The organism is Amycolatopsis sp. NPDC004368 (genome assembly GCF_053602515.1).
The window spans coordinates 15767-40265 of record NZ_JBSGDT010000002.1 but is presented as its reverse complement, the minus strand read 5'-3'; the positions used below and the strand labels follow the sequence as shown (position 1 = coordinate 40265).

23 protein-coding genes are annotated in these 24499 nt (G+C 70.4%); 12 read left to right on the top strand and 11 right to left on the bottom strand.

The features are described from left to right. Positions 1-66 precede the first annotated feature (66 nt). Positions 67-1107: a Dyp-type peroxidase gene (locus tag ACWEOE_RS03680; protein WP_452003463.1), complete on the top strand. Its 1041-nt coding sequence runs from the start codon at positions 67-69 to the stop codon at positions 1105-1107. Then, entirely contained in the window at positions 1104-1901 is a 798-nt protein-coding gene (locus ACWEOE_RS03675; RefSeq protein ID WP_452003460.1) for a family 1 encapsulin nanocompartment shell protein, read from the top strand. The genes ACWEOE_RS03680 and ACWEOE_RS03675 overlap by 4 nt, the downstream gene beginning before the upstream one ends. Positions 1902-1995: 94 nt before the next feature. Here the strand turns inward: ACWEOE_RS03675 and ACWEOE_RS03670 are convergent, their stop codons facing one another. Continuing rightward, entirely contained in the window at positions 1996-3213 is a 1218-nt protein-coding gene (locus tag ACWEOE_RS03670; RefSeq protein WP_452003457.1) for an MFS transporter, read from the bottom strand. Between the two features lie 67 nt (positions 3214-3280). Between ACWEOE_RS03670 and ACWEOE_RS03665 the strand changes: the two genes are divergently transcribed. From ACWEOE_RS03665 to ACWEOE_RS03655, 3 genes are all read left to right on the top strand, one after another. Then, entirely contained in the window at positions 3281-4264 is a 984-nt protein-coding gene (locus ACWEOE_RS03665; RefSeq protein ID WP_452003455.1) for a DUF5937 family protein, read from the top strand. A 262-nt stretch (positions 4265-4526) separates the two neighbouring features. Further along, the gene (locus ACWEOE_RS03660) at positions 4527-5396 is read left to right on the top strand and encodes an ion transporter (protein WP_452003453.1); all 870 of its coding nucleotides are present in this window, start codon (positions 4527-4529) and stop codon (positions 5394-5396) included. A gap of 165 nt (positions 5397-5561) precedes the next feature. After that, positions 5562-5789 (top strand): hypothetical protein, encoded by a 228-nt coding sequence (locus ACWEOE_RS03655; RefSeq protein ID WP_452003451.1) that lies wholly within the window; start codon positions 5562-5564, stop codon positions 5787-5789. A gap of 14 nt (positions 5790-5803) precedes the next feature. On the opposite strand, the gene ACWEOE_RS03650 is transcribed toward ACWEOE_RS03655, so the two are convergent. After that, complete coding sequence (locus tag ACWEOE_RS03650) at positions 5804-6232, bottom strand: cupin domain-containing protein (protein WP_452003448.1); 429 nt, start codon at positions 6230-6232, stop codon at positions 5804-5806. After that, a complete protein-coding gene (locus ACWEOE_RS03645) occupies positions 6229-6747 on the bottom strand; it encodes a molybdenum cofactor biosysynthesis protein (RefSeq protein WP_452003446.1) in 519 nt (172 codons plus the stop codon). The genes ACWEOE_RS03650 and ACWEOE_RS03645 overlap by 4 nt, the downstream gene beginning before the upstream one ends. A gap of 212 nt (positions 6748-6959) precedes the next feature. Between ACWEOE_RS03645 and ACWEOE_RS03640 the strand changes: the two genes are divergently transcribed. Continuing rightward, a complete protein-coding gene (locus ACWEOE_RS03640) occupies positions 6960-7739 on the top strand; it encodes a hypothetical protein (protein WP_452003443.1) in 780 nt (259 codons plus the stop codon). On the opposite strand, the gene ACWEOE_RS03635 is transcribed toward ACWEOE_RS03640, so the two are convergent. From ACWEOE_RS03635 to ACWEOE_RS03610, 6 genes are all read right to left on the bottom strand, one after another. Continuing rightward, positions 7705-7932, bottom strand: coding sequence for a hypothetical protein (locus tag ACWEOE_RS03635; RefSeq protein WP_452003440.1), 228 nt, complete (start codon positions 7930-7932; stop codon positions 7705-7707). The two genes, ACWEOE_RS03640 and ACWEOE_RS03635, sit on opposite strands and share 35 nt — an antisense overlap. A gap of 165 nt (positions 7933-8097) precedes the next feature. Then, on the bottom strand, positions 8098-9390 hold the full coding sequence (locus ACWEOE_RS03630) for a ricin-type beta-trefoil lectin domain protein (RefSeq protein ID WP_452003437.1): 1293 nt from the start codon (positions 9388-9390) through the stop codon (positions 8098-8100). Between the two features lie 379 nt (positions 9391-9769). After that, complete coding sequence (locus ACWEOE_RS03625) at positions 9770-11203, bottom strand: GH1 family beta-glucosidase (protein WP_452003434.1); 1434 nt, start codon at positions 11201-11203, stop codon at positions 9770-9772. A gap of 2 nt (positions 11204-11205) precedes the next feature. Next, positions 11206-12051, bottom strand: a complete 846-nt coding sequence (locus ACWEOE_RS03620; RefSeq protein ID WP_220244166.1) for a carbohydrate ABC transporter permease — start codon at positions 12049-12051, stop codon at positions 11206-11208. After that, the gene (locus ACWEOE_RS03615; RefSeq protein WP_452003431.1) at positions 12048-13034 is read right to left on the bottom strand and encodes a carbohydrate ABC transporter permease; all 987 of its coding nucleotides are present in this window, start codon (positions 13032-13034) and stop codon (positions 12048-12050) included. Before ACWEOE_RS03615 ends, ACWEOE_RS03620 begins: the two co-directional genes overlap by 4 nt. Beyond that, the gene (locus ACWEOE_RS03610; RefSeq protein ID WP_452003428.1) at positions 13031-14338 is read right to left on the bottom strand and encodes an ABC transporter substrate-binding protein; all 1308 of its coding nucleotides are present in this window, start codon (positions 14336-14338) and stop codon (positions 13031-13033) included. The genes ACWEOE_RS03615 and ACWEOE_RS03610 overlap by 4 nt, the downstream gene beginning before the upstream one ends. A 182-nt stretch (positions 14339-14520) precedes the next feature. On the opposite strand from ACWEOE_RS03610, the gene ACWEOE_RS03605 reads away from it, so the two are divergent. The 5 genes from ACWEOE_RS03605 (at position 14521) to ACWEOE_RS03585 (ending at position 21591) form a co-directional block, all read left to right on the top strand. Then, on the top strand, positions 14521-15549 hold the full coding sequence (locus ACWEOE_RS03605; protein ID WP_452003426.1) for a LacI family DNA-binding transcriptional regulator: 1029 nt from the start codon (positions 14521-14523) through the stop codon (positions 15547-15549). 600 nt (positions 15550-16149) lie between these two features. After that, positions 16150-17682: a hypothetical protein gene (locus tag ACWEOE_RS03600; protein ID WP_452003423.1), complete on the top strand. Its 1533-nt coding sequence runs from the start codon at positions 16150-16152 to the stop codon at positions 17680-17682. Further along, complete coding sequence (locus tag ACWEOE_RS03595; RefSeq protein ID WP_452003420.1) at positions 17679-18191, top strand: hypothetical protein; 513 nt, start codon at positions 17679-17681, stop codon at positions 18189-18191. Before ACWEOE_RS03600 ends, ACWEOE_RS03595 begins: the two co-directional genes overlap by 4 nt. A gap of 14 nt (positions 18192-18205) precedes the next feature. Continuing rightward, positions 18206-20698, top strand: a complete 2493-nt coding sequence (locus ACWEOE_RS03590) for an Hsp70 family protein (RefSeq protein ID WP_452003417.1) — start codon at positions 18206-18208, stop codon at positions 20696-20698. Continuing rightward, positions 20698-21591, top strand: a complete 894-nt coding sequence (locus tag ACWEOE_RS03585) for a hypothetical protein (protein WP_452003414.1) — start codon at positions 20698-20700, stop codon at positions 21589-21591. The genes ACWEOE_RS03590 and ACWEOE_RS03585 overlap by 1 nt, the downstream gene beginning before the upstream one ends. Here ACWEOE_RS03585 and ACWEOE_RS03580 read toward each other — a convergent pair. Together ACWEOE_RS03580 and ACWEOE_RS03575 are read right to left on the bottom strand one after the other, a co-directional pair. Further along, the gene (locus ACWEOE_RS03580) at positions 21588-22463 is read right to left on the bottom strand and encodes an oxidoreductase (RefSeq protein ID WP_452003412.1); all 876 of its coding nucleotides are present in this window, start codon (positions 22461-22463) and stop codon (positions 21588-21590) included. The genes ACWEOE_RS03585 and ACWEOE_RS03580 overlap by 4 nt on opposite strands. Before the next feature lie 67 nt (positions 22464-22530). After that, a complete protein-coding gene (locus ACWEOE_RS03575) occupies positions 22531-23685 on the bottom strand; it encodes a glycoside hydrolase family 3 N-terminal domain-containing protein (RefSeq protein WP_452004534.1) in 1155 nt (384 codons plus the stop codon). A 220-nt stretch (positions 23686-23905) separates the two neighbouring features. Here ACWEOE_RS03575 and ACWEOE_RS03570 point away from each other — a divergent pair, with 220 nt between their 5' ends. After that, on the top strand, positions 23906-24499 hold the full coding sequence (locus ACWEOE_RS03570) for a response regulator transcription factor (RefSeq protein ID WP_452003409.1): 594 nt from the start codon (positions 23906-23908) through the stop codon (positions 24497-24499).

Here is a 24499-nt window from a genome sequence, read left to right as displayed (position 1 = left end):
GCGTCGTTCAGTCAGGCAGGTGGGAGGGCGAGTGGTCGAGAAGGTACGCTGCGCCGGAGGTGAGCGGTGACGGCGTCTTCAGCCGAGCTGCCCCCGGAGCCGCAGGGGGTGATCGGCCCGCTCACGCGCGCGGCGATCTTCCTGGTGGTCCGCGTGAACCCCGGCGGGGAGTCCGTGGCGAGGGATCTGCTGGCGGATCTGTCCGGCTTGCAGCGTTCCGTCGGGTTCCGGTCGCTGGACGGCGGGCTCAGCTGCGTGGCGGGCCTCAGTTCCTCGGCATGGGACCGGATCTACGGCTCGCCGCGTCCGGCCGAGCTGCACGACCTGCCCGTGTTCGCCGGTGACAAGCACGCGAGCGTGACGACGCCCGCCGACCTGCTGTTCCACCTGCGGGCCGAGCGCATGGACCTGTGCTTCGAGCTCGAGTCGCTGATCATGGCGCGGCTCGACGGCGTGGTCACGGTCGTCGACGAGGTGCAGGGCTTCCGCTACTTCGACGCGCGTGACGTGCTCGGCTTCGTCGACGGCACCGAGAACCCGACCGGCCGCGGCGCCGTCGACGCCGTGCTGGTCGACGACGACGGGGCGTTCAACGGCGGCAGCTACGTGATCGTGCAGAAGTACCTGCACGACATGGCGGCGTGGAACAAGCTCACCACCGAGCAGCAGGAGCTGGTGATCGGCCGGCGCAAACTGTCCGATGTGGAGCTGTCGGACGAGGAGAAGCCCGCCAACTCGCACATCGCGCTCAACGTGATCGAAGACGAGGACGGCAACGAGCTCGAGATCCTGCGCGACAACATGCCCTTCGGGCGGCCCGCGTACGGCGAGTTCGGCACGTACTTCATCGGCTACGCCAAGACCCCCTCGATCATCGAGACGATGCTCGAGAACATGTTCGTCGGCTCGCCGCCCGGCAACACCGACGCCATCCTCGACTTCTCGACGCCGCTGACGGGTGCGTTGTTCTACGTGCCCACGGCGGAGTTCCTGGAAGACCCGTCCGTCGCCGAAGCCGCGGCGGACGAACCCGAGCCGGAACCTCCGGCACGCAAGCCCGGCACGTCACTGGGCATCGGCAGCCTGCGAAGGAGTCCCCGGTCATGAACAACCTGCATCGCGAACTCGCCCCGATCTCCGACGCCGCCTGGTCGGACCTCGAGGAAGAGGCCCGGCGCACGTTCGCCGAGTTCGCGTCGGCGCGCAAGGTGGTCGACGTGGTCGTGGCCGACGACGCGACGCTCTCGGCCGTCGGCACCGGGCACGTCGAGGGCATCGACAGCCCCCTGACCGGGGTGACCACGCGGCTGCGCACGGCTCAGCGGATCGTGGACCTGAAGGTGCCCTTCACGGTCACGCGCGAGGCCGTCGACTCCGTGGAGTGGGGCGCGAAGGACCCCGACTGGCAGCCGGTGAAGGACGCCGCGCAGGCCATCGCGTACGCCGAGGACCGCATCGTCTTCGACGGCTTCGCGGGCGCCGGCATCGAGGGCATCCGCCCCGCGTCGTCGCTGAGCCCGGTCGCCCTGCCGGCCGAGGCGAGCGCCTACCCGAAGGCGATCGGCGACGCACTGGCTCGGCTGCGCTCGGCCGGTGTCGCGGGCCCGTACTCGGTGCTGCTGAGCAACGCCGCGTACACGGCGGCGATCGAGGCGGCCAGCCACGGCTACCCCGTGCTGGAGCACCTGAAGCAGATCGTGGACGGCGACCTGATCCTGGCGCCCGCCATCGAGGGTGCCTGCGTCCTCACCACCCGCGGCGGCGACTACGAACTGCACTTCGGCCAGGACCTGTCGATCGGCTACACGAGCCACGACGCCGACAGCGTGCAGCTGTACTTCCGGGAGACGCTGACGTTCCTCGTGAACACGGCCGAGGCCGCGGTGGGTCTCACGGCTTGAGTTCGACGGCCGGGGGAGTTGTTCAGCTTCCCCGGCCTGGTCGGGTCGGAGTTGTTCGGCTGCTTGAGCAGGGCGCGGCGGACCGGCCAGATCATCAGGTCCCGGAGACGGCCGAGGGCGCGGGTGGTTCCTCCCCGGCCCGGTGGATTCGCCGGGCCTGCAGCAGGATCGGCAGCGCAGCGAGCAAGGCCAGCCCCCGCACGGTTCCGGCGACCGGGTACGGTGCGCGCAGGCCGAAGGACGCCGCGATCAGTCCGCCGGCCAGCGTGCCGAGGGGGATGAGACCCCAGCCGAGCAGTTTGTGGACGCTGGTCACGCGCCCCAGCAACGGTGCGGGCACGAGATCCTGGCGCAGGCTCACGGTGACGACGTTCCAGAGCGTGGTAACGAAACCGTTCACCGCCAGGAGAGCGCCGAGCACGAGCGCGGCCGGGGCCAGGCCGATGGCGGCGAACACGGCGGTGTTCACCGCGAGGCTGGCGATCAGCGCGGCCGGCGGCCCGATGCGGGCGACGATCCGCGCGTTGACCAGGCCGCCGGCGACGCTGCCGAGCGCCGCGGCCGCGAGCAGCACGCCGTAGCCGCGGGCGCTGACGTGCAGTGTCTGGGTCGCGAGGAGCACGAGGGTGGCGTTGGCCAGCTGGCCGCAGAACGTGTTCACGCCCAGGACCAGCGTGAGGGTGCGCAGCAGGCGGTGGCGTGCGAGCCAGCGCAGGCCTTCGGTGATCGGGGCTTTCGGCCTGGCCCGGTGCGGGCGTCGGGGCAGCGTCGCGATCAGGGCGGCGGAGGCGGCGAACGACGCGGCGTCGAGGCCGAACGGCAGCGCGGCGGCGAGGGCGAACAGCACGCTGCCCAGTGGCGGGCCGGCGAACTGGACGCCGATCGTGGTGACGGCCTGCAGGGAGCCGTTGGCCCTGTGCAGCAAGGGTTTCGGTACGACGTCCGGCAGGAACGCCTGCGCAGCCGTGCCGAAGACGACGTCGCCCGCGCCGAGGGCCAGTGCGGCGACCACGAGCAGGGTGATGCTGCCGTGGGCGGCCGCCGGCGCGACCGCGGCGGCGACCACGGCCTGCGCGAGCTGGGCGCGCCACATCAGCCGCACGCGGTCGTGGCGGTCGGCCCACGCGCCGGCGGGCAGTGCGAGCAGCAGCCACGGTACGAACGCGGCGGCGGTGACCAGCGAGATCAGCCGCGGATCGCGCGTCACGGAGACGGCCAGCAGGGGCACGGCGGTGGTGAAGGCGCCGTCGCCGACGTTGCTGATCCCGGCGGCCCACCACAGTCGCCGGTACGCCGGCAGAAGTCGCGTCATGCGGCCGATCTTGCGGTTCCCCGCGAAGCGCCGACACGATTTAGCCCGGTGCTGCATACTCGGCTCCGTGGCGCGCATCGTCGAGGTCGGCGTCGCCGAGCTGGCGGCGACGCGGTTCGCCGTGTCGCCGTTGTCGGAAACGGTGGCGGCGCTGCTCCAGGTCCTCGGACGCAACCGCGGGCCGATTCACCGGCGCTGGCTGCGGTGGGCGGCCGACGAGCTCGCGCGTGATCCGCTCGACGTGCCGCTGGCGCGAGCGCTGCTGACGGCCGAGAAGCCGAGCTGGCCCAATTTCCTCGTCCCCGCCCCGGCCCACGTGAGCAGCACGATCGACGACGACCTCGCCGCGCTCAGGCACACCACCGCGCGGCACGTGCGGGCGAGCCTGACGCGCGTCTTCGGCGACCGCCTGCCGCCCGCGCTGGCCGGCTTGGCGGCGCGTCCGGCGGCGGGGTTGGCCTCGCTGGCCGGCGAATTGCGGACGGCGTACTCCCGGCTGGTGGCGCCGTTCTGGCCGCGGATCCGCGCGGTGCTCGACGCGGACGTCGCCCACCGGGCCCGGCAGCTGGCCGTCGGGGGCAGCGAGCGGCTGTTCGCGGACCTGCACCCGTCGTTGCGGTGGACGGCGGGACGGTTGGTTCTCTCGGAGGTCGGGCCGGACCTGGTCGTCAACCGGGGGCCCGGTGGGCTGGTGCTGATGCCGCTGGTGCTCGGCTCGCCCGACGTGCTGATCAAGCACAACACCGCGACGCAGACCACGGTGCGCTACCCGGCGCGCGGCATCGGTGCACTGTGGACAGTGGGCTTGGCCGGTCCCGGTGCCGCCGTGGTCAAGTTGCTCGGACGGCCGCGCGCCGAGCTGCTGGAGGCACTGCGCTCGCCCGCCACGACCACGGATCTGGCGGGGGCGCTGGGCGTTTCGCCGAGCGCGGTGTCCCAGCACCTGCGCGTGCTGCGCGAGACGGGTCTGGTGGCGGGTCAACGGTCGGGGCGTTCGGTGCTGTACCTGACGACTCCGCTCGGTGAGACGCTGCTCGGGCCAGTTGCGTGATCCAGCGGAGCTGTTGCGCGGCGCGGACGTTCGCCTGACGGTCCGGGGTCTCCGGAATCCGTGACAAGGTCGCTTTGCCGGCGCTGCCTGTGCTCTTCGTCGCCGGATGCTCGACGGCGGCGGGGTGGCCGACGGGGGTGGATTCGGACCCGGCCGTACCGGTGGGACCGGTCGTCGCTGCCTGACCGCGGGCTCGTCGCGCGGCCCGCAGGGTCGTGACGTGCCATGATCGGGCCACGCGGCGTCGATTCCTGGAGATGGCATGACCACCACCGGCCGGCGGGAGGCCGAGCTCAACAGCGGGATCCTCCCCGGCAACGTGCACGTGGACGACTGGGTGATGTTCCTGCTCGCTGTCGTCTCCGTGGGCGGCCTGGGCTACCTGCTGCTCGGCTCCCCGCCCCCGCCCGAGGCCGACGCGTGGTTCTTCCGGGTCGACTGCGTCATCTGCGGCATCTTCCTGCTCCACTTCCTGTGGCGGTGGCGCAAGGTCGCCTGGCGCACGGCCTTCCTCACGCGCAACTGGTACGAGGTCTTCGCGATGATCCCGGTCGCGTACCCGCCGTTCGTCGCGCAGCACCACCTGATCGCCGGGCTGCTGCTGCTCATCCGCATCGGCCGGGCGGCCGACCGGGCGGTCGGGGAGCAGTTCTTCTACCGGCTGATGGACCGGCTGTCCGACCCGCTCGTGCGCGCCATCAAGAAACCCGTGACGATCGCCGTGATGGACGAGGTCGTCAAGGTCCTCGAGACGGGCAACTACCCGGAGAACCTCGCGAAGTCCCTCAGCGAGAACAAGGTGGAACTGCGCGCGATCATCACGGAAAAGCTCGCCGCCGACCCGCAACTCGGCCGCCTGCGCCGCCTGCCCTTCCACGACGAGATCGTCCGCGCGGCCGTGGACGCTTCCTTCCGCGTGCTCCTGGAAGTCCTCCTCGACCCCCGCATCGACGACTTCTTCTCCTCCGTCGTGCGCGAAAACCGCGAACAGATCCGCCACGCGGTCACCCTCGGCCTGAACGACGTGGACTCCTCCCCGGACGAGTCCCTGCTCCGCACCCGGCCCCAGCGAACCGCGGCGCGGGAGTACGACCTCAGCCACCTCCACCGGGACGACAGCGTCAACCGCTGAACGGGTGCCGCACGCCCGAACCCGGGCTCGACGTGGGCGGGAGTACGCTGGAGCCTCGTCGTTGTCGTTGCTGCACAAGGGTTGTGTTGGCGCGGACACGGGGTGTTCCGATCGTTTCCGGGGCAAGCTGGGAAGCGTCGGGAGCCGAGTCGCGTGGTTGGAGACGTGAACGTGGTGGATAGCGGGCAGCAGGTGCAGCCGTGCCGACGGCAGGAGTGCTCGGAGGCGTCGCTGTGGCGCGGGCTGTGCGCCGCGCACTGGAGCCGGTGGCAGAAGGGCCTCGACGCGCTCGAGTTGCCCGAGGACGACGTGCCGCCGCCGCCCGCGCAGGTGTGGTGGCCGCCGGAGCGGCAGACGTTGCCGTTGAGCAGCCGGATGTCGCCGGGGTCCTGACGCGGGGCGCGAACCTACTCCGACGGGATTTCCACCTCGGCCCACAAGCTGGGCAGATTCACCACGATCCCCTCCTGGCTGCTGCGCGCGATGATCACCACCGCGTCCTCGCCAGTCGGGTTTTCCTCGCGGTGCGGGACGTACGGCGGGACGAACACGTAGTCCCCCGGGGACGTCTCGATGCGGACCTCCGAGGTGCCCTCGGCGAAGACGAACACCGGGTGGCCCGACTGCACGTAGATGGCGGTCTCCGCGGAGCCGTGGTGGTGGTCGCCCGAGTTGGTGTGGGGCGTGACGTGGGTTTCGCCCATCCAGACCTTCCGCGAGCCCACCGTTTTGCCCGAGATGGCTTCGTACCGGCGCATGCCGGTGGTCTGGTTGGTGTCACCGGTGAGCGAGCCGCCGGGGATGTGGTGCAGGGGTTGGTGCCAAGCGTCGGTCATCCGGCCTCCAAGGAAGGTTCCTCCACGGTCAACCGAGCCGGCCCCACCCTCAGCACCCCGTCGTCGAGCGGCACGCACCGCACGCCGCCGCGGCCGCGCAGGCCGCGGAAGGCGCCCGGGCCGACGGTCACGTCCATCCAGGCGCACGGGTTCGCCGGGCGGCGGGCCTGGAAGCGCACCGGGCCGTCGCCGCTGTCGAGGGTGAACAACGCGCCCGGGCGGTCGCGGCGAGCGGCGAGGTCGTCGATGCGGAAGCCGCGCAGCAGGATGTTGCGGCGCGTCAGCAACGGGTCCACGGGGCCGAACTCGGCAAGCGCGTCGACGTCGAACACGGTCACCGCGGCGTCGCGGTGGGCGGCGTGGTTGAAGTAGCGGTCGCCGACCAGGCCCAGGCCGGCACGCACCTCCACGCAGGATCGCGACACCGGCACGGGGTCCGGTCGCGGCCCGTCGGCGGGACGGCCCTCGAACGCGTGCACAGGTGACACGAGCAGCGAAACGATCTCGACACGCACGGGGAAGACCCTACCCGCGCCAGGATCACACGACCGGCGAGCGCATCAGGGAAAAGGACAACGAGGACGAAGCAGTGGTTGCCGATCCGGCCAAAAAGCAGGCGGGCACCAAACTGGACGTACCCTGACAGGCGAGCGTCCCCGCTGTGGCTGCCGGCCGGATCGGCAATGGACGGCACCGCAGCTTCCGGCGACGAGGGAAGAAGCCTGCCGTGGACTGGTATGACCGCGTCTTCGTGGACACCGGCCGCGCCGCCTCGATGTGGGCGGTGGTCGGGTTCCTCCTCACGTTCGTGGTCGTGCGCGGCCTCACCCGCCGCATCCGCGCGAAGCAGCGCAAACCGCAGGGCCGAACGGGCCTGATCCACGACATCCACATCGGCGGCGTCCACGTGCACCACCAGGTGTGGGGCATCCTGCTCGTGCTCGTCGTCGGCGCGCTCGAGTTCCGCTTCTCGCCCGACGCGCCGTGGGGCGAGATCCTGGCCGGGCTGTTCGGGGTGGGTGCGGCGCTCGTGCTCGACGAGTTCGCGCTCTGGTTCTACCTCGACGACGTCTACTGGGCCGAAAGCGGCCGCAAGTCCATCGACGCTGTGCTCATCGGTGGCTCGCTGGGGATCCTGCTGCTGCTCGAAGCGTCACCGATCGGCGAGACACGTGGCGAGTCGGCGATGTGGTCGTACCTGCTGGGCATCGCGGTACACCTGGTCACGGCGCTGGTCTGCCTGCTCAAGGGCAAGCTCGCCACGGGGGTGCTGGGTGTCGTCGTCCCGCTGATCGCGCTGGTCGGCGCGCTGCGGCTGGCGAAACCCGACTCCGCGTGGGCGCGGCGCCGCTACGCCGGGCGCAAGCTCGACCGGTCGCGCCGGCGGTTCGGCGCCCACTACCTCGCACGCCGCAACCGCCTGCGGGACCTCTTCGGCGGAACACCGACCCCGGAGCTGGACGAGAAACCCGTCAGCGGGAACGCGGGATCCGGCCGTCCGCAGTGAGCAGCCGCTGCAGCCGCGCGCGGGCCATGCGGTGCAGCATCTCGCCGAGCTCCTCCGTCGCGATGCGGCCTTCCAGGTCGCGCCGCGTCGCGCGGATCACGTCCGCCACCGTCGTGGCGGGCAGCCGTCCTGAGAACTCCCCGGTCAACCACACGCCGACCTCTTGTTCCGCGTCGTGGCACTGAACGGTCATCGTTTTGCCTCGCTTCTGCTCGTGGGCGGGCCGACGTGGATCCGACGACCGACCTCGCGAGCCATGACGGCAAAACGCGAAAAGTTCTTCAAAACGCGAAAAACCGGTGGGGAGCAAGGAAGCTGCTCCCCACCGGCTCGTGGAACGAGTCCGAAAATCACCGACTCACATGGACCACTGCTGGTTGGCCCCACCCGTGCAGGTCCAGATCTGCAGCTGCGTGCCGTCGGCCGAGCTGGGCCCGGTGGCGTCGAGGCACTTGCCGGAGCCGGAGTTCACGAACTGGGTGCCCGAGCGGGTCCACTGTTGTGCGCCGGTGCCGTTGCAGTCGTAGAGCTGCACCTTCGCCCCGTCGTTGACGCCCGCCGAGGCGACGTCCATGCACTTGCCCAGCGCCTGCAGTGTGCCGCCGGTCGCGGTCCACTGCTGGGCGTTGGTGCCGTTGCAGGTGTAGAGCTCGACCTTGGTGCCGTTGGCCGGGTTCGCGCCCGCGACGTCCACGCACTTGCCGCCGTAGCCCGTGATCTGCTTGCCGCCCGTGGGCGGGGGCGTGGTGGTGCCGCCACCGCCGCCGGTGATGGCGTTGAAGATCCGCGAGTACGCGTACCCGGTGGCGCGGTCGTAGTCCTGGACCTCCCAGAACGAGAGCTCCTGCACACCGTTCTGCGCCGCGAACGTCTCCAGCTGCTGCGCGTCCGACTGGCTGAACTGCGCGCCGTCGTCGTTGCGCCCGGCGATCGGCGTGAGGCCCATCTTGGCGTAGGCCGCCGAGGTCGAGATGCCGTACAGGCTCGCGAGCTGGTTCGCGGCCGAGCGCGCCGACGCGAGCGCGTCGCCGAGCACCGGCTGGCCGTCGTAGAAGTCCATCACCATCAGGTTCACGACACTGACGTTGACACCCTTGTTCTTGGCGTCACGCAGGATGTCCATCTGCGTGGAACCCAGGCCGCTCGGGTCGACGGCGAGGGTGTAGTCCACCTGGACACTCGGGTTCTGCTGCTGCAGCGCCGCGAGCGCGGAGTTGCGGCGCTGGTTGGCCGCGGTGTCCTTGATGGTGTCTTCCTCGATGTCGAAGTCGAGGCGCGGAGTGCCGTAGGTGTTGACCACGTTGGCGTAGGCCGCCGTGAGGTTCGCCGTGTTGGTGCAGGTCTGGGCGATCTCGCCGCCGGCGGCACCGCCGAACGAAGGGATCACGTTGCCGCCCGCGGCCTGCAGTGAGCTGATCTGCGACTTGAACGAGCCCACGCCCGTGCCGTTCGCCTCCCACAGCTGGTTGCAGCCGCTGGAGGGCGTGAGGAACGCCAGGGTGTAGAACTTCGTGCCGGTCGCGTTCATGTCGGCGGCCATCTGACCGATGTCGCCGTCGCTGACCTGCAGGTACGGGGCCGAGTAGTGGGCGGGGAACGCACCGCCCGCGGCCGGGGCGGCCTCGCTCACGGCGGGGCTGACGGTGGCCATGGCGACACCCGCCAATACGGGCAGGGCCGCGGCAGCGAGGGTTCTGAGTTTCGAAATGCGCATTCGGGCACTCCAAGGAGACGGGGAGAGAGAATTCCGCGCACGATCGGCCGGGCCCGGCCGAATGCGGCGGAAACGGCAGGGATCGGAATGCGGGCGACAATTCATCGAAACGGTGGGGGACCGAATTGCCGACCACTTCGTGCGTGGCGTGAAGAAAGTTATACCGGTTCACCTTGGGAGTTGGCAACGGTGAGCTGGGCGATCACAGCAGGTCGCGGGGTTGTCTTGTCAGACAGGTTCAGACCAGTGCGGGCCGCTGGTCGCCCGGTGTTCACGGCGGCGAACACCGGGCGTCCCGTTTGTCCGTTACGTCGATTTATGGATGTCCCGGTGAATGGTGCGTTGCGCTTTCAGGGTGAATTTCCAACGCGCCCCGCGCGATCACCTCCGCGTACCAATGCGCGCTGCGTTTCGGTGTTCGCCGTTGTGTCGCGTAGTCGACGTGGACGAGCCCGAACCGTTTCGCGTACCCCTCGGCCCATTCGAAGTTGTCGAGCAGCGACCAGTAGAAGTAGCCCCGCAGGTCCACGCCCTGGGCCAGCGCGTCGTGCGCCGCGCGCAGGTGCGCGTCGAGGAACGCGACCCGGTCGGTATCGGCGATCTCGCCCTCGTGCGGCACGTCGGGGTAGGCCGCGCCGTTCTCCGTCACGTAGAGCGGAACGGGTCGGTAGTCGCGGTGCACCTGCAGCAACGACGTGGTGAGCCCGGCCGGGCGCACCTCCCAGCCCGAGTCGGTGAGCGGCGCCGCCGCGTCGGGGACGAAGTGCACACCCGCCGCGCCCAACCACTCTGCTTCGGCTGGTGAGCTGCCCGGCCGCGGTGAGCCGGCCACGCGGTAGTCGCGGTAGTAGTTCACGCCGAGCCAGTCGACCGGCGCGGCGATCACGTCCTCGTCGCCGGGCAGCACCACGTCGGCGAACCCGAACGGCGCGAGATCGGCCACCACGTCGGCCGGGTAGCCGCCGCGCAGCACCGGGTCGAGGAACAGCCGGTTCTGCTGCCCGTCGACCAGCCGCGCGGCCTCGGCGTCTTCGGGCCCGGCCGAGTCCGGCGTGACCGGGTACAGGTTGAGCGTGATCCCGGCCGGCACGCCCGGGGCAGCCCGGCGCAGCACGTCCATCGCGAGCCCGTGGCCGAGCAGCAGGTGGTGGGCCGCGGCGGCCGCGGCCCCCGGATCGGCACGGCCCGGGGCGTGGACCCCCTTGGCGTAGCCGAGCATCGCCGCGCACCAGGGCTCGTTGAGCGTCGACCAGCTCGCCACGCGGTCGCCGAGCACGCCCACGATCGTCTCCGCGTACTCGGCGAAGCGGTACGCCGTGTCCCGAGAGGCCCAGCCCCCGAGGTCCTCCAGCCGCTGCGGGAGGTCCCAGTGGTACAGCGTGGCCCACGGCGCGATCCCGGCGGCGAGCAGCGAGTCGACGAGCCGGTCGTAGAACGCGATGCCCCGCACGTTGGGCACACCGTCGGGCTGGATCCGGGGCCACGCCAGGGAAAACCGGTACGCGCCGAGGCCGAGCGAGCGCATCAGCTCGACGTCCTCGCCCGCCCGGCGGTAGTGGTCGGCCGCCGGTTCGCCCGTGTCACCGCCGCGGATCGCACCCGGGCGGGCGGCGAAGGTGTCCCACACGGACGGTTCGCGTCCGTCCACAGTGGTCGACCCCTCGATCTGGAACGCCGCCGTGGCAGCGCCCCAGACGAACCCGGGCGGGAACGCGAGCCCGGTTCCGGCGGCCTGTGAGTCAACGGACATGGTCACCCTTTCACGGCACCTTGCATGATCCCGGCCACGATCTGGCGGCCGAGCAGGAGGAAGACGATGAGGATCGGGATCGTCGCGAGCGTGGTGCCGGCGAGCACGAGCGAGTAGTCCACGTAGTAGCCGCTCTGCAGCTTCTCCAGCGCCACCTGCACGGTCGGGTTGCCGACGTCGAGCACGACCAGCGGCCACAGGAAATCGTTCCAGGACATCATGAACGTGAACATCGCCAGGATCGCCGCCGCCGGGCGCACGGCGGGCAGGCACACGTTCCAGAAGATCCGGATCATGCTGCAGCCGTCCACGCGCGCGGCCTCGATCAGCTCGTAGGGCACCGCGTCCACGGTGTACTGCCGCATCCAGAACACGCCGAACGCGGTGACCAGGTTCGGCACGATCACCGCCTGCAGCCCACCGGCCCAGCCGAGTTTCGACATCGCGATGAACAGCGGGATGATGCCCAGCTGCGTCGGCACCGCGAGCGTCACCACGATGAACACGAACAACGCGTTGCGGCCGCGGAAGCGCAACTTGGCGAAGGCGAACCCGGCCAGCGAGGAGAACAGCACCGTGGTGAGCGTGACCGTGCCGGACACGATCACGCTGTTGGCCAGCGCCTTCCAGAACGGCACGGTGTCGAACACGCGCGCGGCGTTGGCGAAGAAGTTGCCGCCCGGCAGCAGCGGCGGCACGCGTTCGGTGAGCATGCCGTTGTCGCGGCTGGCGACCAGGAACGACCAGTAGAACGGGAACAGCGACCCGAGCACGAACACGGCCAGGACCCAGTAGGTGGCCTTGCGGGGTTTGCCCAGCCGGCTCACCCGCGTGGTCAGCGTGGTCATCCCTTCCTCCTTCGGGGCGTGCGCGCGATCCGGCCGGTCAGCACGTAGTTCAGCGCCGCGATGACCACGATGATCAGGAACAGCACCCACGCGATCGCGGAGGCGTAGCCGAGATCGAAGTTCTCGAACGCCGTTTGGTACAGGTAGAGCGTCACCGTCTGGAACTGGTGCGTGGACCCGCCGTTGTTCGAGCCAGGCATGGCGTCGAACAGCTTGGGCTCGGTGAAGATCTGCAACCCGCCGATCGTGGAGGTGATGGTGACGAAGATCAGCGTCGGCTTGAGCAGCGGCAGCGTCACGTGCCGGAAGCGCCGCACGGTGCCCGCGCCGTCGATCAGTGCCGCCTCGTGCAGCTCCTTCGGGATGGCCTGCATCGCGGCCAGCACGATCAGCGCGTTGTAGCCCGTCCAGCGCCAGTTGACCATGATCGCGATGGCCACGTGGCTCGCGAACCGGTTGGCCTGCCAGTCCACAGGGGACAGTCCGATCGTCTGCAGCAGACCGTTGACGAGTCCGTAGCGCGGGCCGAACAAGTTCGCGAAGATGATCCCGAGCGCCACCAGGCTCGCCGCGTACGGCAGCAGGATCCCGACGCGCCAGCCGGTCGCGCCCCGCAGCCGCGTGGAGAGCAAGGCGGCCAGGAGCACGGCGATGATCAGCTGAGGCACGCTGGAGAGCAGGAAGATGCTGACGGTGTTCTCCAGCGAGTGCCAGAACTGCGTGTCGGCGAAGAGCTCCTTGAAGTTGTCGAGGCCGATGAAATCGGGGTTGTCGTCGCCGGCGTCCCAGTGGAACAGCGACACGTACGCGGTGTAGAGCAGCGGGAACAGCCCCACGATGCCGAAGACCACGAAAAACGGTGCCACGTAGAGGTAGGGCGACACCTTCACGTCCCAGCGGGACAGCCGGTCGCGCAGCCCCGGCCGGGGTGCGGGACGCCGCACCCCGGCCTGCGTGCTTTCGCGCGTGACGGTGCTCGTCACCGCGCGAGCTTCTTCGCGCCGTCAACCAGCTGCTGCCAGCCGTCGGCCGGCGACTTGCCCTGTTCCACGGCCTGCAGCGCGGGAGCCGTCACGTTCTCCTGGATCTGCCCGTCGTTCGGACCCTTGTACTGCGCCTGGGTGACCTTCTTGGCCTGCGCCACGAACAGCTCACCGACCTTCGCGCCGCCGAAGTACGCGTCGGTCTGGCTCAGCAGCTCGGGGCTCTCCAGTGCCTTGACCTGGCTCGGGAAGGTGCCCTTGGCCTGGAACGCCTTGAGCTGCTGCTCGGGCGCCGTCAGCCAGGCGGCCAGCGCCGCGGCTTCCCGCGGGTGCTTGCTCTGCGTGGGCACGGTCAGGTACGAGCCGCCCCAGTTGCCACCCCCGCCGGGGAACGCGTCGGTGACGGCCCACTTGCCGGCGTTCTCCGGCCCGGCCTGTTCCTTGACCACGCCGAGCATCCACGCGGGACAGACCTTCGTCGCGAACGCGCTCTGCCGGAAGCCGGAGTTCCACTCGTTGCTGAACGCGGTGAGCTTCGCCGACTCGCCCTTCGCGACGGCGTCGGTCACCTTCGCCCACGCGTCCTTGATGCCCTGGTTGGACTCGACGGTGAGCTTGTCGCTCTTGTCGAGGTAACCCACGGGCAGCTGGTTCACCATCGCGTTGAAGTTCTGCGCCGCCGAGTCGAACCACGCCTTGCCGGTCTTCGACGCGTACTGCGCGCCGGCGGCGAAGTAGCTGTCCCAGGTGGCGAACATCGCCTTCACCGACGCGTCGTCCGTCGGCAGTCCGGCCTGCTGGAGCAGATCCTTGCGGTAACACATGGCGTCGGGCCCGATGTCCGTGCCGTAGCCGATGAGCTTGCCGGTCTTGTCCTTGCCGGCGTCGTACTTCCACGGCAGCCAGCGGTCCGCGCTCGCGTCGGCCGGGCCGATCTGCGTGAGGTCGTAGAACTTCGACGACTTCGCGAGGATGTCGGAGAGGTGGCCTTCCTCCACGGCCTGCACGTCGGCGAGACCCGAGCCCGCCGCGAGCTTGGTCATCATGTCCTGCGCGTACGGGCCGCCCTGGCCGGTTTTGCGGTGCGTGATCTTGATGTTCGGGTGCAGCCGCTCGTACTCCGGGATCAGTGCCTCGTAGCCGAACTCCGTGAACGTGGCCAGCGTGAGCTCCACGTGCTCGTTCGGCCCGGCCGCCGCCGGGATGTCGCTGCTGCTGCCACCGCCGCCACCGCACGCCGCCAGGGCGAGCGCCGTCGTCGTGATGCCCAGCGCGAGGGCCAGGCCCTTCCGGAACGTTGTCACCGTTGCCAACACCGTCAACCCCTTGAAGGTTCGATTTCTGGGAGCGCTCCCAGACGGTTGACGAGTGTGGGTGGGCTGGAGTTCCATGTCAAGTGTGGTTATCGGAGCGTGCCCTTCCGGGAGCGCTCCCTGAATCGTGCGGCTAAGCTGGCCGCCGAGCTCAAGTCAGGGGGTGGGTGCCGGTGGCGCCTCGGTCCGAGGACGAGCGCCCGACGCTGGAAGATGTCGCGGCGTTCGCCGGTGTCTCGCGCTCCACCGCTTCGCGGGCGCTGAACGACGACACCTACGTGAGCGCGCGCTCTCGCGAGAAGGTGCTGGCCGCGGCGCGCGATCTCGGTTACTCGCCGAACCAGGCCGCGCGGTCGCTGGTCACGCGGCGCACGGGCGCTGTCGCCGTGGTGCTGTCGGAACCGGAGGCGCGGCTGCTCGACGACCCCTACCGCACGGCGGTGATGCGCGCGGGCTACCGCGAACTGGCCGACGTCGGCTGCCAGATGGTGCTGATCTTCAGCGACACCCGCGAGGACCTCACGCGCACGGTGCGCTTCCTCGAAGGCGGGCACGTCGACGGCGTGCTCGTGTTCGCCCCGCACCGCGCCGACCCGCTGCCCCGCGCGCTGCGCTTGCTCCGCGTGCCGGTCGTCTTCGGCGGCCAGGCGGCTGACCTGCGCCGCGGCGTGCACGTCGTCGACTTCGACAACGAGGGCGGCGCGCGTCTCGCCGTGTCCCACCTCGTGTCGAGCGGCCGCCGCCGCATCGCGACCATCGCCGGCCCCCAGGACCAGGGCGCCCCCATCGACCGCCTGGAAGGCTGGCGCAAAACCCTCGTCGACGCCGGTCTCGACCCCACCGACCTCGCCGAAGAGTCCGACTTCACCCTCGCCGGCGGCGCCCGCGCCATGGCAGCGCTGCTGGACCGTGCCCCCGACCTCGACGCCGTGTTCGTGGCCAGCGACATGATGGCCGTCGGCGCCCTGCGCACCCTCTCGTCCACCGGCCGCACCATCCCGGCCGACGTCGCCGTCGTCAGCTTCGACGACAACGCCACCCTGGCCCCCGAGATGACACCACCGATGACGTCGGTGCACCAGGACCCGCGCGAACAGGTGCACGCCATGGTGGCCACGCTGGTGGAGATGCTGGACGGCCGCGAACCTCCACCGAGGCGCCGGGTTTTGCCGGTTTCGCTGACGGTCCGTGAGTCGAGCTGAAGTTGAGGTTGGGCAGTGCTCGTGGCTCGATCCAGTTGCGGTTTCTCGATAACTAGTCCTTGCACCTCGGCTCCGCAGCCGGCCCAACACATCTGACCTCCTCGACGACCCGTTCTTCCTCCTGAAATCGCGCCGGGCCAAGCGCAACCCAGCCCCTCGACAACTCGGCCTTCCCCCCTGAAACCGCCACCGGGCAGCCCAACTCAAGTCCGCGAAAACCCCATACCCCGACCCTTCCCCCGGCCGGCCCCCGACGAAAAGCGACAGCGCGGTTCGGGGGTGTTTGTCAAGGAGTCTTTCCATCCTTGACAAACACCCCCGAACCGTCGCAACAATTGCCGCTCGGGGAGCCCTGCCCCGATCTCCTTTTCCGCCGAAGGCGGCAAGCCCTCGCCTACTGTCGGCCAACGACCCCAACCATCACCCACCAACAACCCAAGCCCCCACCCCCACGAACTGACCCAGTCCGGCCCCCCACGAACTGACCCACTCCGGCCCCCCACCCCCACCCCACAAACTGACCCACTCCCGCCCCCCACCCCCACCACCAACCAAAACCAACCGGGACCCCTCCCGAGGCCCCCGCCTACCTTCCCCACCATGGGTGCCAACGACAGCCGCGAACGGACCGCGGCCGGGCGACTCCGGGCGATCGCCACGCCACGTCTCTACCGTCGCAACCCCTTCCGGATCACCGGCCTCCCGGCCACAGCTTCGCGCCGCGCCGTGCGGGAACAGCGGCAGCGCGTCCTCGGCGTACTCGACGTCGGCGGCTCGCGCCCGCCCGGCGTGCCGGCCGACACGACGCCCGAGGAGATCCGCTCGGCGTTCGACGCGCTCGGCAACACCGAGCAGCGGTTCGTCGACGAGCTGTTCTGGACCTGGGGCATCCCCGACGAGTGCGAGTGCCCGCCGCAGCTGCACCACAAGCACGACCTCGCCGTGGCGGCGCACGCGGCCGCGCTCGAGGCGGAGCTGGAGGTGAGCGAGGACCACCCGGCGCCGCTGTGGGACGAGGCCGCGCGCAGCTGGGCCGCCACGCTCGAGAGCGAGGCCTTCTGGCGCCACCTCGCCCACCGGGTGGCGGTGCTCGGCGACCGGCGGCTCGATGAGTCCACTGTGGACGGAATTCGCGGCGGCCTGCCCGAGGCCCTGCTCGCCCCGCTCGTCGCGGTCACGGCCGAGTCCGCCGAGCCCCACCGGCTCGTGCGGTACCTGCCGCTGTTCGGCGGCGACAAGCACACCGTGGCCGACGCGCGCAGTGAAGCGGCCGAGCCCACGTACGCGCGCGTGGATGCCCTGCTCAAGGACCTGCGCCGGCTGCTCGACGAAGGCCAGGCGCGCACGGCGGCCGAACGCGCCGTGGCATCGCTGGGCGGCTCACTGGACCGTCTCGAACAACTCGTGCCCCGCAAGGAGTTCCGCCGCACCGAGACCCTCGCGGAGCTGTCGGCGGTGGCCTTGAACAACATCGGTGTGGCACTCGCGGACTCGCCGGGCGCGCCCACCGGTCTGCTGCGCGACGTGTTCGCCCTCGCCGAACGGCTCACCAACGACCCCGGCACGACGGCCACCGTCAAGCGCAACGAGCAGGACGCGCTCGGCTCCCGCCGCGTGCACGCCCCCGTCGACGTCGGGCAGCTGTGGACCACGGTGACCGGGCACATCAAACGCGGCCGCTACGACGACGCGATCCCCGTGCTGAACACCATCGTCGAGGTCGCACCGCGCGACGAGGACCGGGATCAGGCCCGCCGGATGATCCACTCGGTGGAACTGCTGCAGGACCGCCGGCCGACGCTGCGCCACTATTCCGGCGGCCGGGTGCTGGCGGCCTTGCTGCACGTGGCCTTCGGTGTCGTTCTGCTGAACTCGCTGCTCACCTCGCCGCTGCTGCCTTCGTTGCTCATCGGCGTTCCCGGCCTGTTCCTGACCCTCGGCCTCGCCGGCGACCCGATCGGGGGGCGCCGCCGGCTGACCGGGCTGATCGTGACCGATGTCGTGGCGGGAGTCGTGCTTCGGACGATGCACGCGGGCGGCACGCCGATCCCCGCCTGGATCACGGTGGTGACGGCGGTGCTGCTGCTCGTGGTCGGGACCGCCCACGTCACCACGGAGAGGACACGGGTGTGACGAACACCGAAGACCGGCGCCAGCGTCGGCAGCACAAGGAGTTCCGCATCCCCGAACCGCTGTGGGGTGCGGAAGAACGAGCACGGCTGCGGGTACTGGCCGAACAGGTCTCCGCGCTCCTGGCCGCGGCCGAAGGCGCCGCCGGGAAAGCGGGGGAGCCGGCACTGTCCGAATCGGACCTGGCCGCGGCGGCGACCGCGTTCTGGCGGGCCCGCAAGAAGCTCACGGGCGTGCAGGACCGCGTGGCGAGGCAGGCCGGCCGGTACCTGTCGGCGAGCCAGGAGGCTCTCGACGCGGCCGGAGTGCGGATCCAGGACCACGACGGCATCGCGTTCGACTCGGGCCTGGCGCTGGAAGCGTTGCTGTTCCAGGACGAACCCCGGCTCGTGTCCGAGCGGGTGGTGGAGACGGTGCGGCCTTCGGTTTACCTGGCTGGGCGAAGGATTCAGATGGGACAGGTCATCGTGGGGTGCCCGGTCGCCCCCGGCACCGAGTCGGATAACGGCTGAGGCGGAGGAAGCTCATGCGGGACACCATTGACTTCGGCATCGACCTCGGCACGACGAACAGCGCGCTCGCCGTGCTGGACGCCGGCCAGGTCTCGGTGGTCAAGAACAACGTGCAGGGCGACTACACGCCGTCGGCCGTGTGGATGCCGAAACCCGGCTTGATCCAGGTCGGCGCCGCGGCGAAGTCGCGCCGGGAAAGCGACCCGGACAACGTTCAGATCGAGTTCAAGCAGGCCATGGGCTACGCGGACGCGAGGCGCACCTTCGCGCGCGCCGGGCTGTCGATGACACCGGTCGAGCTGTCGGCCGAGGTGCTCAAGTCGTTGCGTGGCGACGCCGCCCGCCGGTTCGGTGAGCCGCCCGCGGCCGCGGTCATCACCGTGCCGGCGGCGTTCGCCCTCAACCAGACCGAGGCCACGAGCGAAGCGGCGAAGCTCGCGGGCTTCACCGTTCGCTGTCCGCTGGTTCAGGAACCGACGGCGGCCGCGTTCGCGTACGGGTTCCAGAACGAGAGCCGCAGTGCCTACTGGATGGTGTTCGACCTCGGCGGTGGCACGTTCGACTCGGCCGTGGTCAGCACGGTCGAGGGTGAGCTCTCGGTGCTGCACCACGCCGGTGACCTGGGCCTCGGCGGCAAGAACATCGACGCGGCCATCGTGGGCAGCCTCCTCGGCCCCGCCGCCGCGAAGGAGTTCGGGCTCGAGGATTTCGCCGTCGACAACCCACGCTGGCTCAACGTCGTCACGGTGCTGCGCGCGGCCGCGGAATCGGCCAAGATCGCGCTGTCGTCGACCGACCAGGCGCAGATCATGACCGAACTCAACCTCGGCGGCGGTGCGTCTGAGCTGTTCGAGTACACCCTCCGGCGCGAGGACGTCGATCGGCTCGCCATGCCGTTCTACCTGCGTGCGGTGCACCTTTGCCGCGAAGCGCTCGCCAACGCGAACCTGAAGACCTCCGACATCGACCGGCTTCTGCTCGTCGGCGGCCCGACTCTGGCGCCGGGGCTGCGCGAACTGCTGGCCGACCCGAACGACGGGCTCGGCATCCCCCTCGACCACAGCCAGGACCCGAGTACGGTCGTGGCGCGGGGCGCCGCGATCTACGCCGGCACGCAGGCGCTGCCGCGAGCCAAGGTCGTGGCCAAGCGCGGCGAGTTCTCCGTCGTCCTGTCCTGCCCGACCACGACCAGTCTCCAGTCCATTCCGATTTCGGGCCGGTTCGAGACTCCGGGCGGCGCCGAGTGGGCCCGTTTTCGCGTGGCGCTGAGCGCGGTGCAGAGTGGGCTGGAGTACCGCAGCGCGGAAGTAGCGTTGTCGCCGGACGGAGCGTTCACCCTCGATGTCGCGCTCGAAGAGTGGAAAGCGAACCGCTTCGAGGTCGAGCTGATCGACCTGGCAGGCGCACGAATGCCGGTCGACCCGTCCGGCTTCACGATCACCCACGTGCTGAACGAGATGCCGGGCGAGTCCGTGGTCTTCAGCGTGGGCATCACCGAGGCCGACGGCTCGTTCACCCCGATGCTGATGAAGAACCAGCCGCTGCCGGCCCAGGCCACGCAGCCGTTCTACACGACCGCGGGCGTGCGCCGCTCCGAGCAGGGCTCGGTGATCCGCATCCCGATCGCCGAGGGCGAGTTCCGCCGCGGTGATCGCAACAAGCAGGTCGGGCTCATCGAGATCAAGGCCCAGGACGTGCGCCGCGACCTGCCGCGAGGCAGCGAGGTGCTGGTGACCTTCGAGATGGACCAGTCGCGGCTGGTCACGGTCACCGCGGACGTGCCGGTTCTCGACGAGCAGTTCGACGCCGACGTCGACCTCGGCAAGACCACCGTTCCCGAGGTGCCGGCCCTGCGGCGGCAGCTCAACGAGCTGGAGGCGCGCTACGAGCAGCTGCGCGCCGAAGCCGAGACGACCCGCTCCGACCGAGCCCGCGGGCTGTTGATGCGGCTGGACGAGAAGGGCACGGTCGCGGCGGTGCGCTCGGAGGTCACCTCGGGCGCGAACGACGAGGGCGCTGCCGTGGCCGCGGACCAGCGGATGCGCGAGGTCCAGGCCGAGCTCGACGACATCGAGGAAGAGCTGCGCATCCCCGACGTGATGGCCCGGCTGCGCGACCAGATCGAGCACTGCCGGGAGCTCGTCGAGCGCGTCGGATCCGAGGAGGACCGCACGGAGCTGGCCGACATCGAACGCCGGTACGAGACGGTGCGCGACGCGCGGGACGTCGCGGCCGCGGAGCGCCTCTCCGACCGCGCCACCGACCTGCAGGTGCTGCTGCTGCGCCGCGACGGTTCACTCGACGAGGAAATCTTCCACGCCCTGCGCGCCGCACAGGACCGGATGACCGACCCCAGGCGCGCCCGAGAACTCGTCCGCGAAGGCGAGAACGCGCTCAACGCCCGCAACTGGACGACCCTCAACGACGTGAACCTCCGGCTGGGCGCGCTGCTGCCGCGCGACGCGCAGGGCGGGTTCGACGGCATCCAGCGTCAGGAGCGGCCGTGATGACCGTGTTCGGCGAGCTCACCGAGGAGCTGACGCTCGCCGAGGCGGCCGATCTCGCACGCCTCGGCCAGTACGCGGCAGCCGTGGAGCTGTTGCAGCGCGACGCGAGCGACAACGTGGCCCGGCTCGACCTGCTCGCCCGCGTGCACGCCCAAGCCGGTGACCTGGAGCTGGCCGACGCGGCGTGGGCGCTGGTACAGGTGCTGGCCCCGGAGTCCGAGGCGGCGCTGGCCGGACGGCGGGTGATCGCCAGGATCCGCTCGGGACGGCTGCGCCGACGTCCGGTCGGCCGACGGCTCGCGGCCCTCGGCGCGGCGGTAGTGGCCGTGGCCGGGGCGGCGGCGATCGTGGTGACGCTGCCGTGGTCCGTACCGCAGCCGGCGTCGAGTGCGACACCGGCCGCGACGACGAGTCCCGCCGTGCAGGCCGAGCTGGACCGGTTGCACGCCTCGTTGTCGCAGGCGGCCGCGGCGGACCAAAGCCGTCAGCAGGAGCTGGCAGCGCTGGCTTCGCGGCTCGGCGGCGACGGCGTGCGGGTGACCACCGGCTCCGCCGTCACCATCACCTTCGACGAAGGCCTCTTCGGTCCCAACGCCACCAGCCCCAGCGCCGATGGCCGGCGGGCGCTGCAACGCTGGGGCGCCGTCCTCAAGGGACTCGACGTGCGGGTGACCGTGATCGGCCACGGTGTCGCCGTGCCCGGTGGCCCGGCCACCGGCGGCTCGTCGACCGCGCTGGCCCGCGCCGCTTCGGCGGCCCGCGTGCTGGCGACGGCGAGCGGACAACCGCTCACCACGTTCGCGATCACCAGCGCGGACCAGGCCACGCCTGTGCACGCGGGCACGGACGCGGCCGCCAACCGCACGGTGACGCTGGAGGTGACGCCGAACTAGGCACCGATCGAGTCGAGCTCCGCCACGACGTCGGCCGGGAGCGCCAAGGACGCCGCCGCGATGTTCTGCTTCAGGTGCGCCAGCGACGACGTGCCCGGGATCACGGCGATCGCGGGCGAACGCTGCAGCAGCCAGGCCAGCGCGACCTGCATCGGCTTCACCTCGAGCCGCGTGGCGCACGCGTCGAGCACCGCGGACTGCAGCGGGCTGAAGCCACCCAGCGGGAAGTACGGCACGAACGCGATCCCGAGCTCGGCGCACTTGTCCACGAGCTCGTCGTTGTCGCGGTGGGCGAGGTTGTAGGCGTTCTGCACGCACACCACCGGCGCGATCTGGCGGGCCGCGTCGAGCTGCTCGGCCGTCACGTGGCTCACACCGAGGTGGCGGATCAAACCTTGTTCCCGCAGCTCGGCCAGCACGGAAAACGGTTCCGCGATGGACACGCACACGGGGTAGCCGCCCGTCTCGTCACCCAGGCGCAGGTTCACCACGTCGAGCGCCTCGACGGCCAGGTTGCGCAGGTTGTCGTGCACGGCGGAGATCAGCTCGTCGCGCGTCAGCGCGGGCGGCCAGCCGCGGTCGGCGCTGCGGCGCGCGCCGACCTTCGTCACCAGCACCAGATCGTCCGGGTACGGAGCGAGGTTGGTGCGGATCAGCTCGTTGACGGTGTGCGGGCCGTAGTAGTCCGACGTGTCGATGTGGTTCACGCCCATCGCCAGCGCCTGGCGCAGCACCACCGACGCCTCGGCCAGGTCCTGCGGCGGTCCCCAGACTCCCGGGCCGGCCAGGCGCATCGCGCCGAAGCCCATCCGGTTCACGGTCAGCTCGCCGCCGAGTTGCAGGGTGCCGGCCGCCGTGGCGTCCGTCGTCATGTGGTGCTCCTCCCGAGACGGTGATCCGGACGTCAGCGTAGCCCTGGTAGTCCGGAATGGACTCCGATCACGTGCACGCGTGCTTCGACTTCAGCACCCGCTCCACCGACGCCGCCACCCGGTCCGCGGGCAGCTCGCCGCTCGACACGGCCTTCACCAGCCGGTCGAGCACCGCGCCGACGTCGCCGTTGCCCGAGGAGAACAACGCCTCGTCGGCACCCGCCTGCAGGGCTTTCAGCACGGCGTCGGGCAGCGGGTACTGGTCGGTGATCGCCTTCATGCCGCCGAGGTCATCGGTGATGATCGGGCCGGTGAAGTGGTAGTCGCCCCGCAACAGCTGGTACGCGGCGGGCGAGATCGACGCGGGCACGCCGTCGGTGAGCCCGGGCACGTCGAGGTGACCCACCATCACCTCGACGGCGCCGTAGTCGGCGATGTTCTCGTACGGCTTGAGGTCCACCTTCCGCAGCTGGTCGAGCGGCGGGGTGGTGACCGTGCCCTTGTGCGAGTCGCCGGAACCGTGGCCGTGGCCGGGGAAGTGCTTGAGCACCGGCGTCACACCGCCCTCGCGCAGGCCCTCGGCGAAAGCCATGGCGTACTGGCGGACCTTGGCGGGATCCGAGCTGTACGAACGGTCTCCGATCACCGCGTCGTCCGGTTCGTCGCTCACGTCGGCGTCGGGCGCGAAGTCCATTGTGATCCCGCGCGCGTGCAGCTGTCGGCCCCTTTGCACACCCAGGGCGCGAACCTCGGCCGGGGTCTTGGTCGCGGCGAGCTCACGCGCGCTCGGCATCGAGCCGTCGAGGTCGTCGATGCGCTGCACGCGCCCGCCCTCTTCGTCGACGGAAACCGCCACCGGGATCTTCGCGGCGTTCTGCACGGCGGCCAGCGCGTTATTCTGCAACAGCGTGGTTTTATTGCCTCCCACGAAGAACCCGCCGACTTGGTACTGCTGGACAAGTTTTGTCACCGCCGCGGGATTCGCCGCGTCGACACCCGGCACCACCAGCTGTGCGACTCGCGCGCGCACGTCGAGTGAAGCGATCAGTGAGTCGCATGAAGACGGTGAAGCCGAGCGCGAAGACGGTGGTGGCGCGGGCATCGAAGACCCGGAAGACGCCGTCGGCGCCGTACTCGTGATCGGCTCGGCACCCGGCTGCGCCTGCGCGGTACCGGAAACCGTGTGGGGCGAAGCACATCCGGCGAGAACGTCAGCAACCAGTAAGGTCGTCGCGATCGCCGCAGGTAGCCGCTTCCGGGCGGGCATTTTCATGAGTTCCTTACACGTTTTGTCCCTGGCTCGACGCGACGGTGGCCCAGCCCCTGGTGGAGCTCGACTTCACGCCGTGAAGAACGGCTTCATCGCGGCTAGAGAATTCGTGAAGCCGCTGTGTCCAGACTGGCAGACACGGGATCGGTGTTTCTTCAGGGAGGTAGCGGCGATGGATCAGGTCAGGGTGGCGGCGTGGGCTTCGGATCCCATTGCGCTCGCGGGGATCATCGACCACCTGCGGTCGCGGCCCGAGGTGCAGGTGCTGCCCGGTCAGCGGCGCGGGGAAGCGGCGGTGCTCGTGTTCGCCGCCGGGCGCGTGACGACGGAGCTGAAGGCCGCCCTGCGCGCGGCCGCCTCGGAGACGCCGGCCGCGATCGTCCTCGTCGCCGGGTACGTCGACGCCGACGAGCTGCCGGAGCTGGCCGCCTGCCACGTCGTGGCCGTGCTGCCGCGCGAGGCCATCGCGGGCGACGGGCTCGTCCGCAGCATCACGGCCGCCGCGTCGGGCAGGGAGACGTCGCTGCGTGATCTGCTCGGTCAGGCCGAGAGCCTGCAGCACACCGCGGGTGGCGCGGCGCTGTCCCCGCGCGAGGTCGATGTGCTGCGGCTGATGGCCGAGGGCTGGGACACCGCGGAGATCGCGGGCAAGCTCTGCTACTCGGAACGGACCGTGAAGAACGTCATCTACGGCATGACCAATAGGCTGAAGCTGCGCAACCGACCGCATGCCGTCGCCTACGCCCTGCGCGCAGGTGTTATCTGA

Excerpts from the sequence above, each read along its gene's own strand:
- ACWEOE_RS03675 (WP_452003460.1), top strand. The coding sequence starts at position 1,104 with ATGAACAACCTGCATCGCGAACTCGCCCCGATCTCCGACGCCGCCTGG.
- ACWEOE_RS03670 (WP_452003457.1), bottom strand. The coding sequence starts at position 3,213 with ATGACGCGACTTCTGCCGGCGTACCGGCGACTGTGGTGGGCCGCCGGG.
- ACWEOE_RS03660 (WP_452003453.1), top strand. The coding sequence starts at position 4,527 with ATGACCACCACCGGCCGGCGGGAGGCCGAGCTCAACAGCGGGATCCTC.
- ACWEOE_RS03650 (WP_452003448.1), bottom strand. The coding sequence starts at position 6,232 with ATGACCGACGCTTGGCACCAACCCCTGCACCACATCCCCGGCGGCTCG.
- ACWEOE_RS03635 (WP_452003440.1), bottom strand. The coding sequence starts at position 7,932 with ATGACCGTTCAGTGCCACGACGCGGAACAAGAGGTCGGCGTGTGGTTG.
- ACWEOE_RS03630 (WP_452003437.1), bottom strand. The coding sequence starts at position 9,390 with ATGGCCACCGTCAGCCCCGCCGTGAGCGAGGCCGCCCCGGCCGCGGGC.
- ACWEOE_RS03625 (WP_452003434.1), bottom strand. The coding sequence starts at position 11,203 with ATGTCCGTTGACTCACAGGCCGCCGGAACCGGGCTCGCGTTCCCGCCC.
- ACWEOE_RS03620 (WP_220244166.1), bottom strand. The coding sequence starts at position 12,051 with ATGACCACGCTGACCACGCGGGTGAGCCGGCTGGGCAAACCCCGCAAG.
- ACWEOE_RS03600 (WP_452003423.1), top strand. The coding sequence starts at position 16,150 with ATGGGTGCCAACGACAGCCGCGAACGGACCGCGGCCGGGCGACTCCGG.
- ACWEOE_RS03590 (WP_452003417.1), top strand. The coding sequence starts at position 18,206 with ATGCGGGACACCATTGACTTCGGCATCGACCTCGGCACGACGAACAGC.
- ACWEOE_RS03585 (WP_452003414.1), top strand. The coding sequence starts at position 20,698 with ATGACCGTGTTCGGCGAGCTCACCGAGGAGCTGACGCTCGCCGAGGCG.
- ACWEOE_RS03580 (WP_452003412.1), bottom strand. The coding sequence starts at position 22,463 with ATGACGACGGACGCCACGGCGGCCGGCACCCTGCAACTCGGCGGCGAG.
- ACWEOE_RS03570 (WP_452003409.1), top strand. The coding sequence starts at position 23,906 with ATGGATCAGGTCAGGGTGGCGGCGTGGGCTTCGGATCCCATTGCGCTC.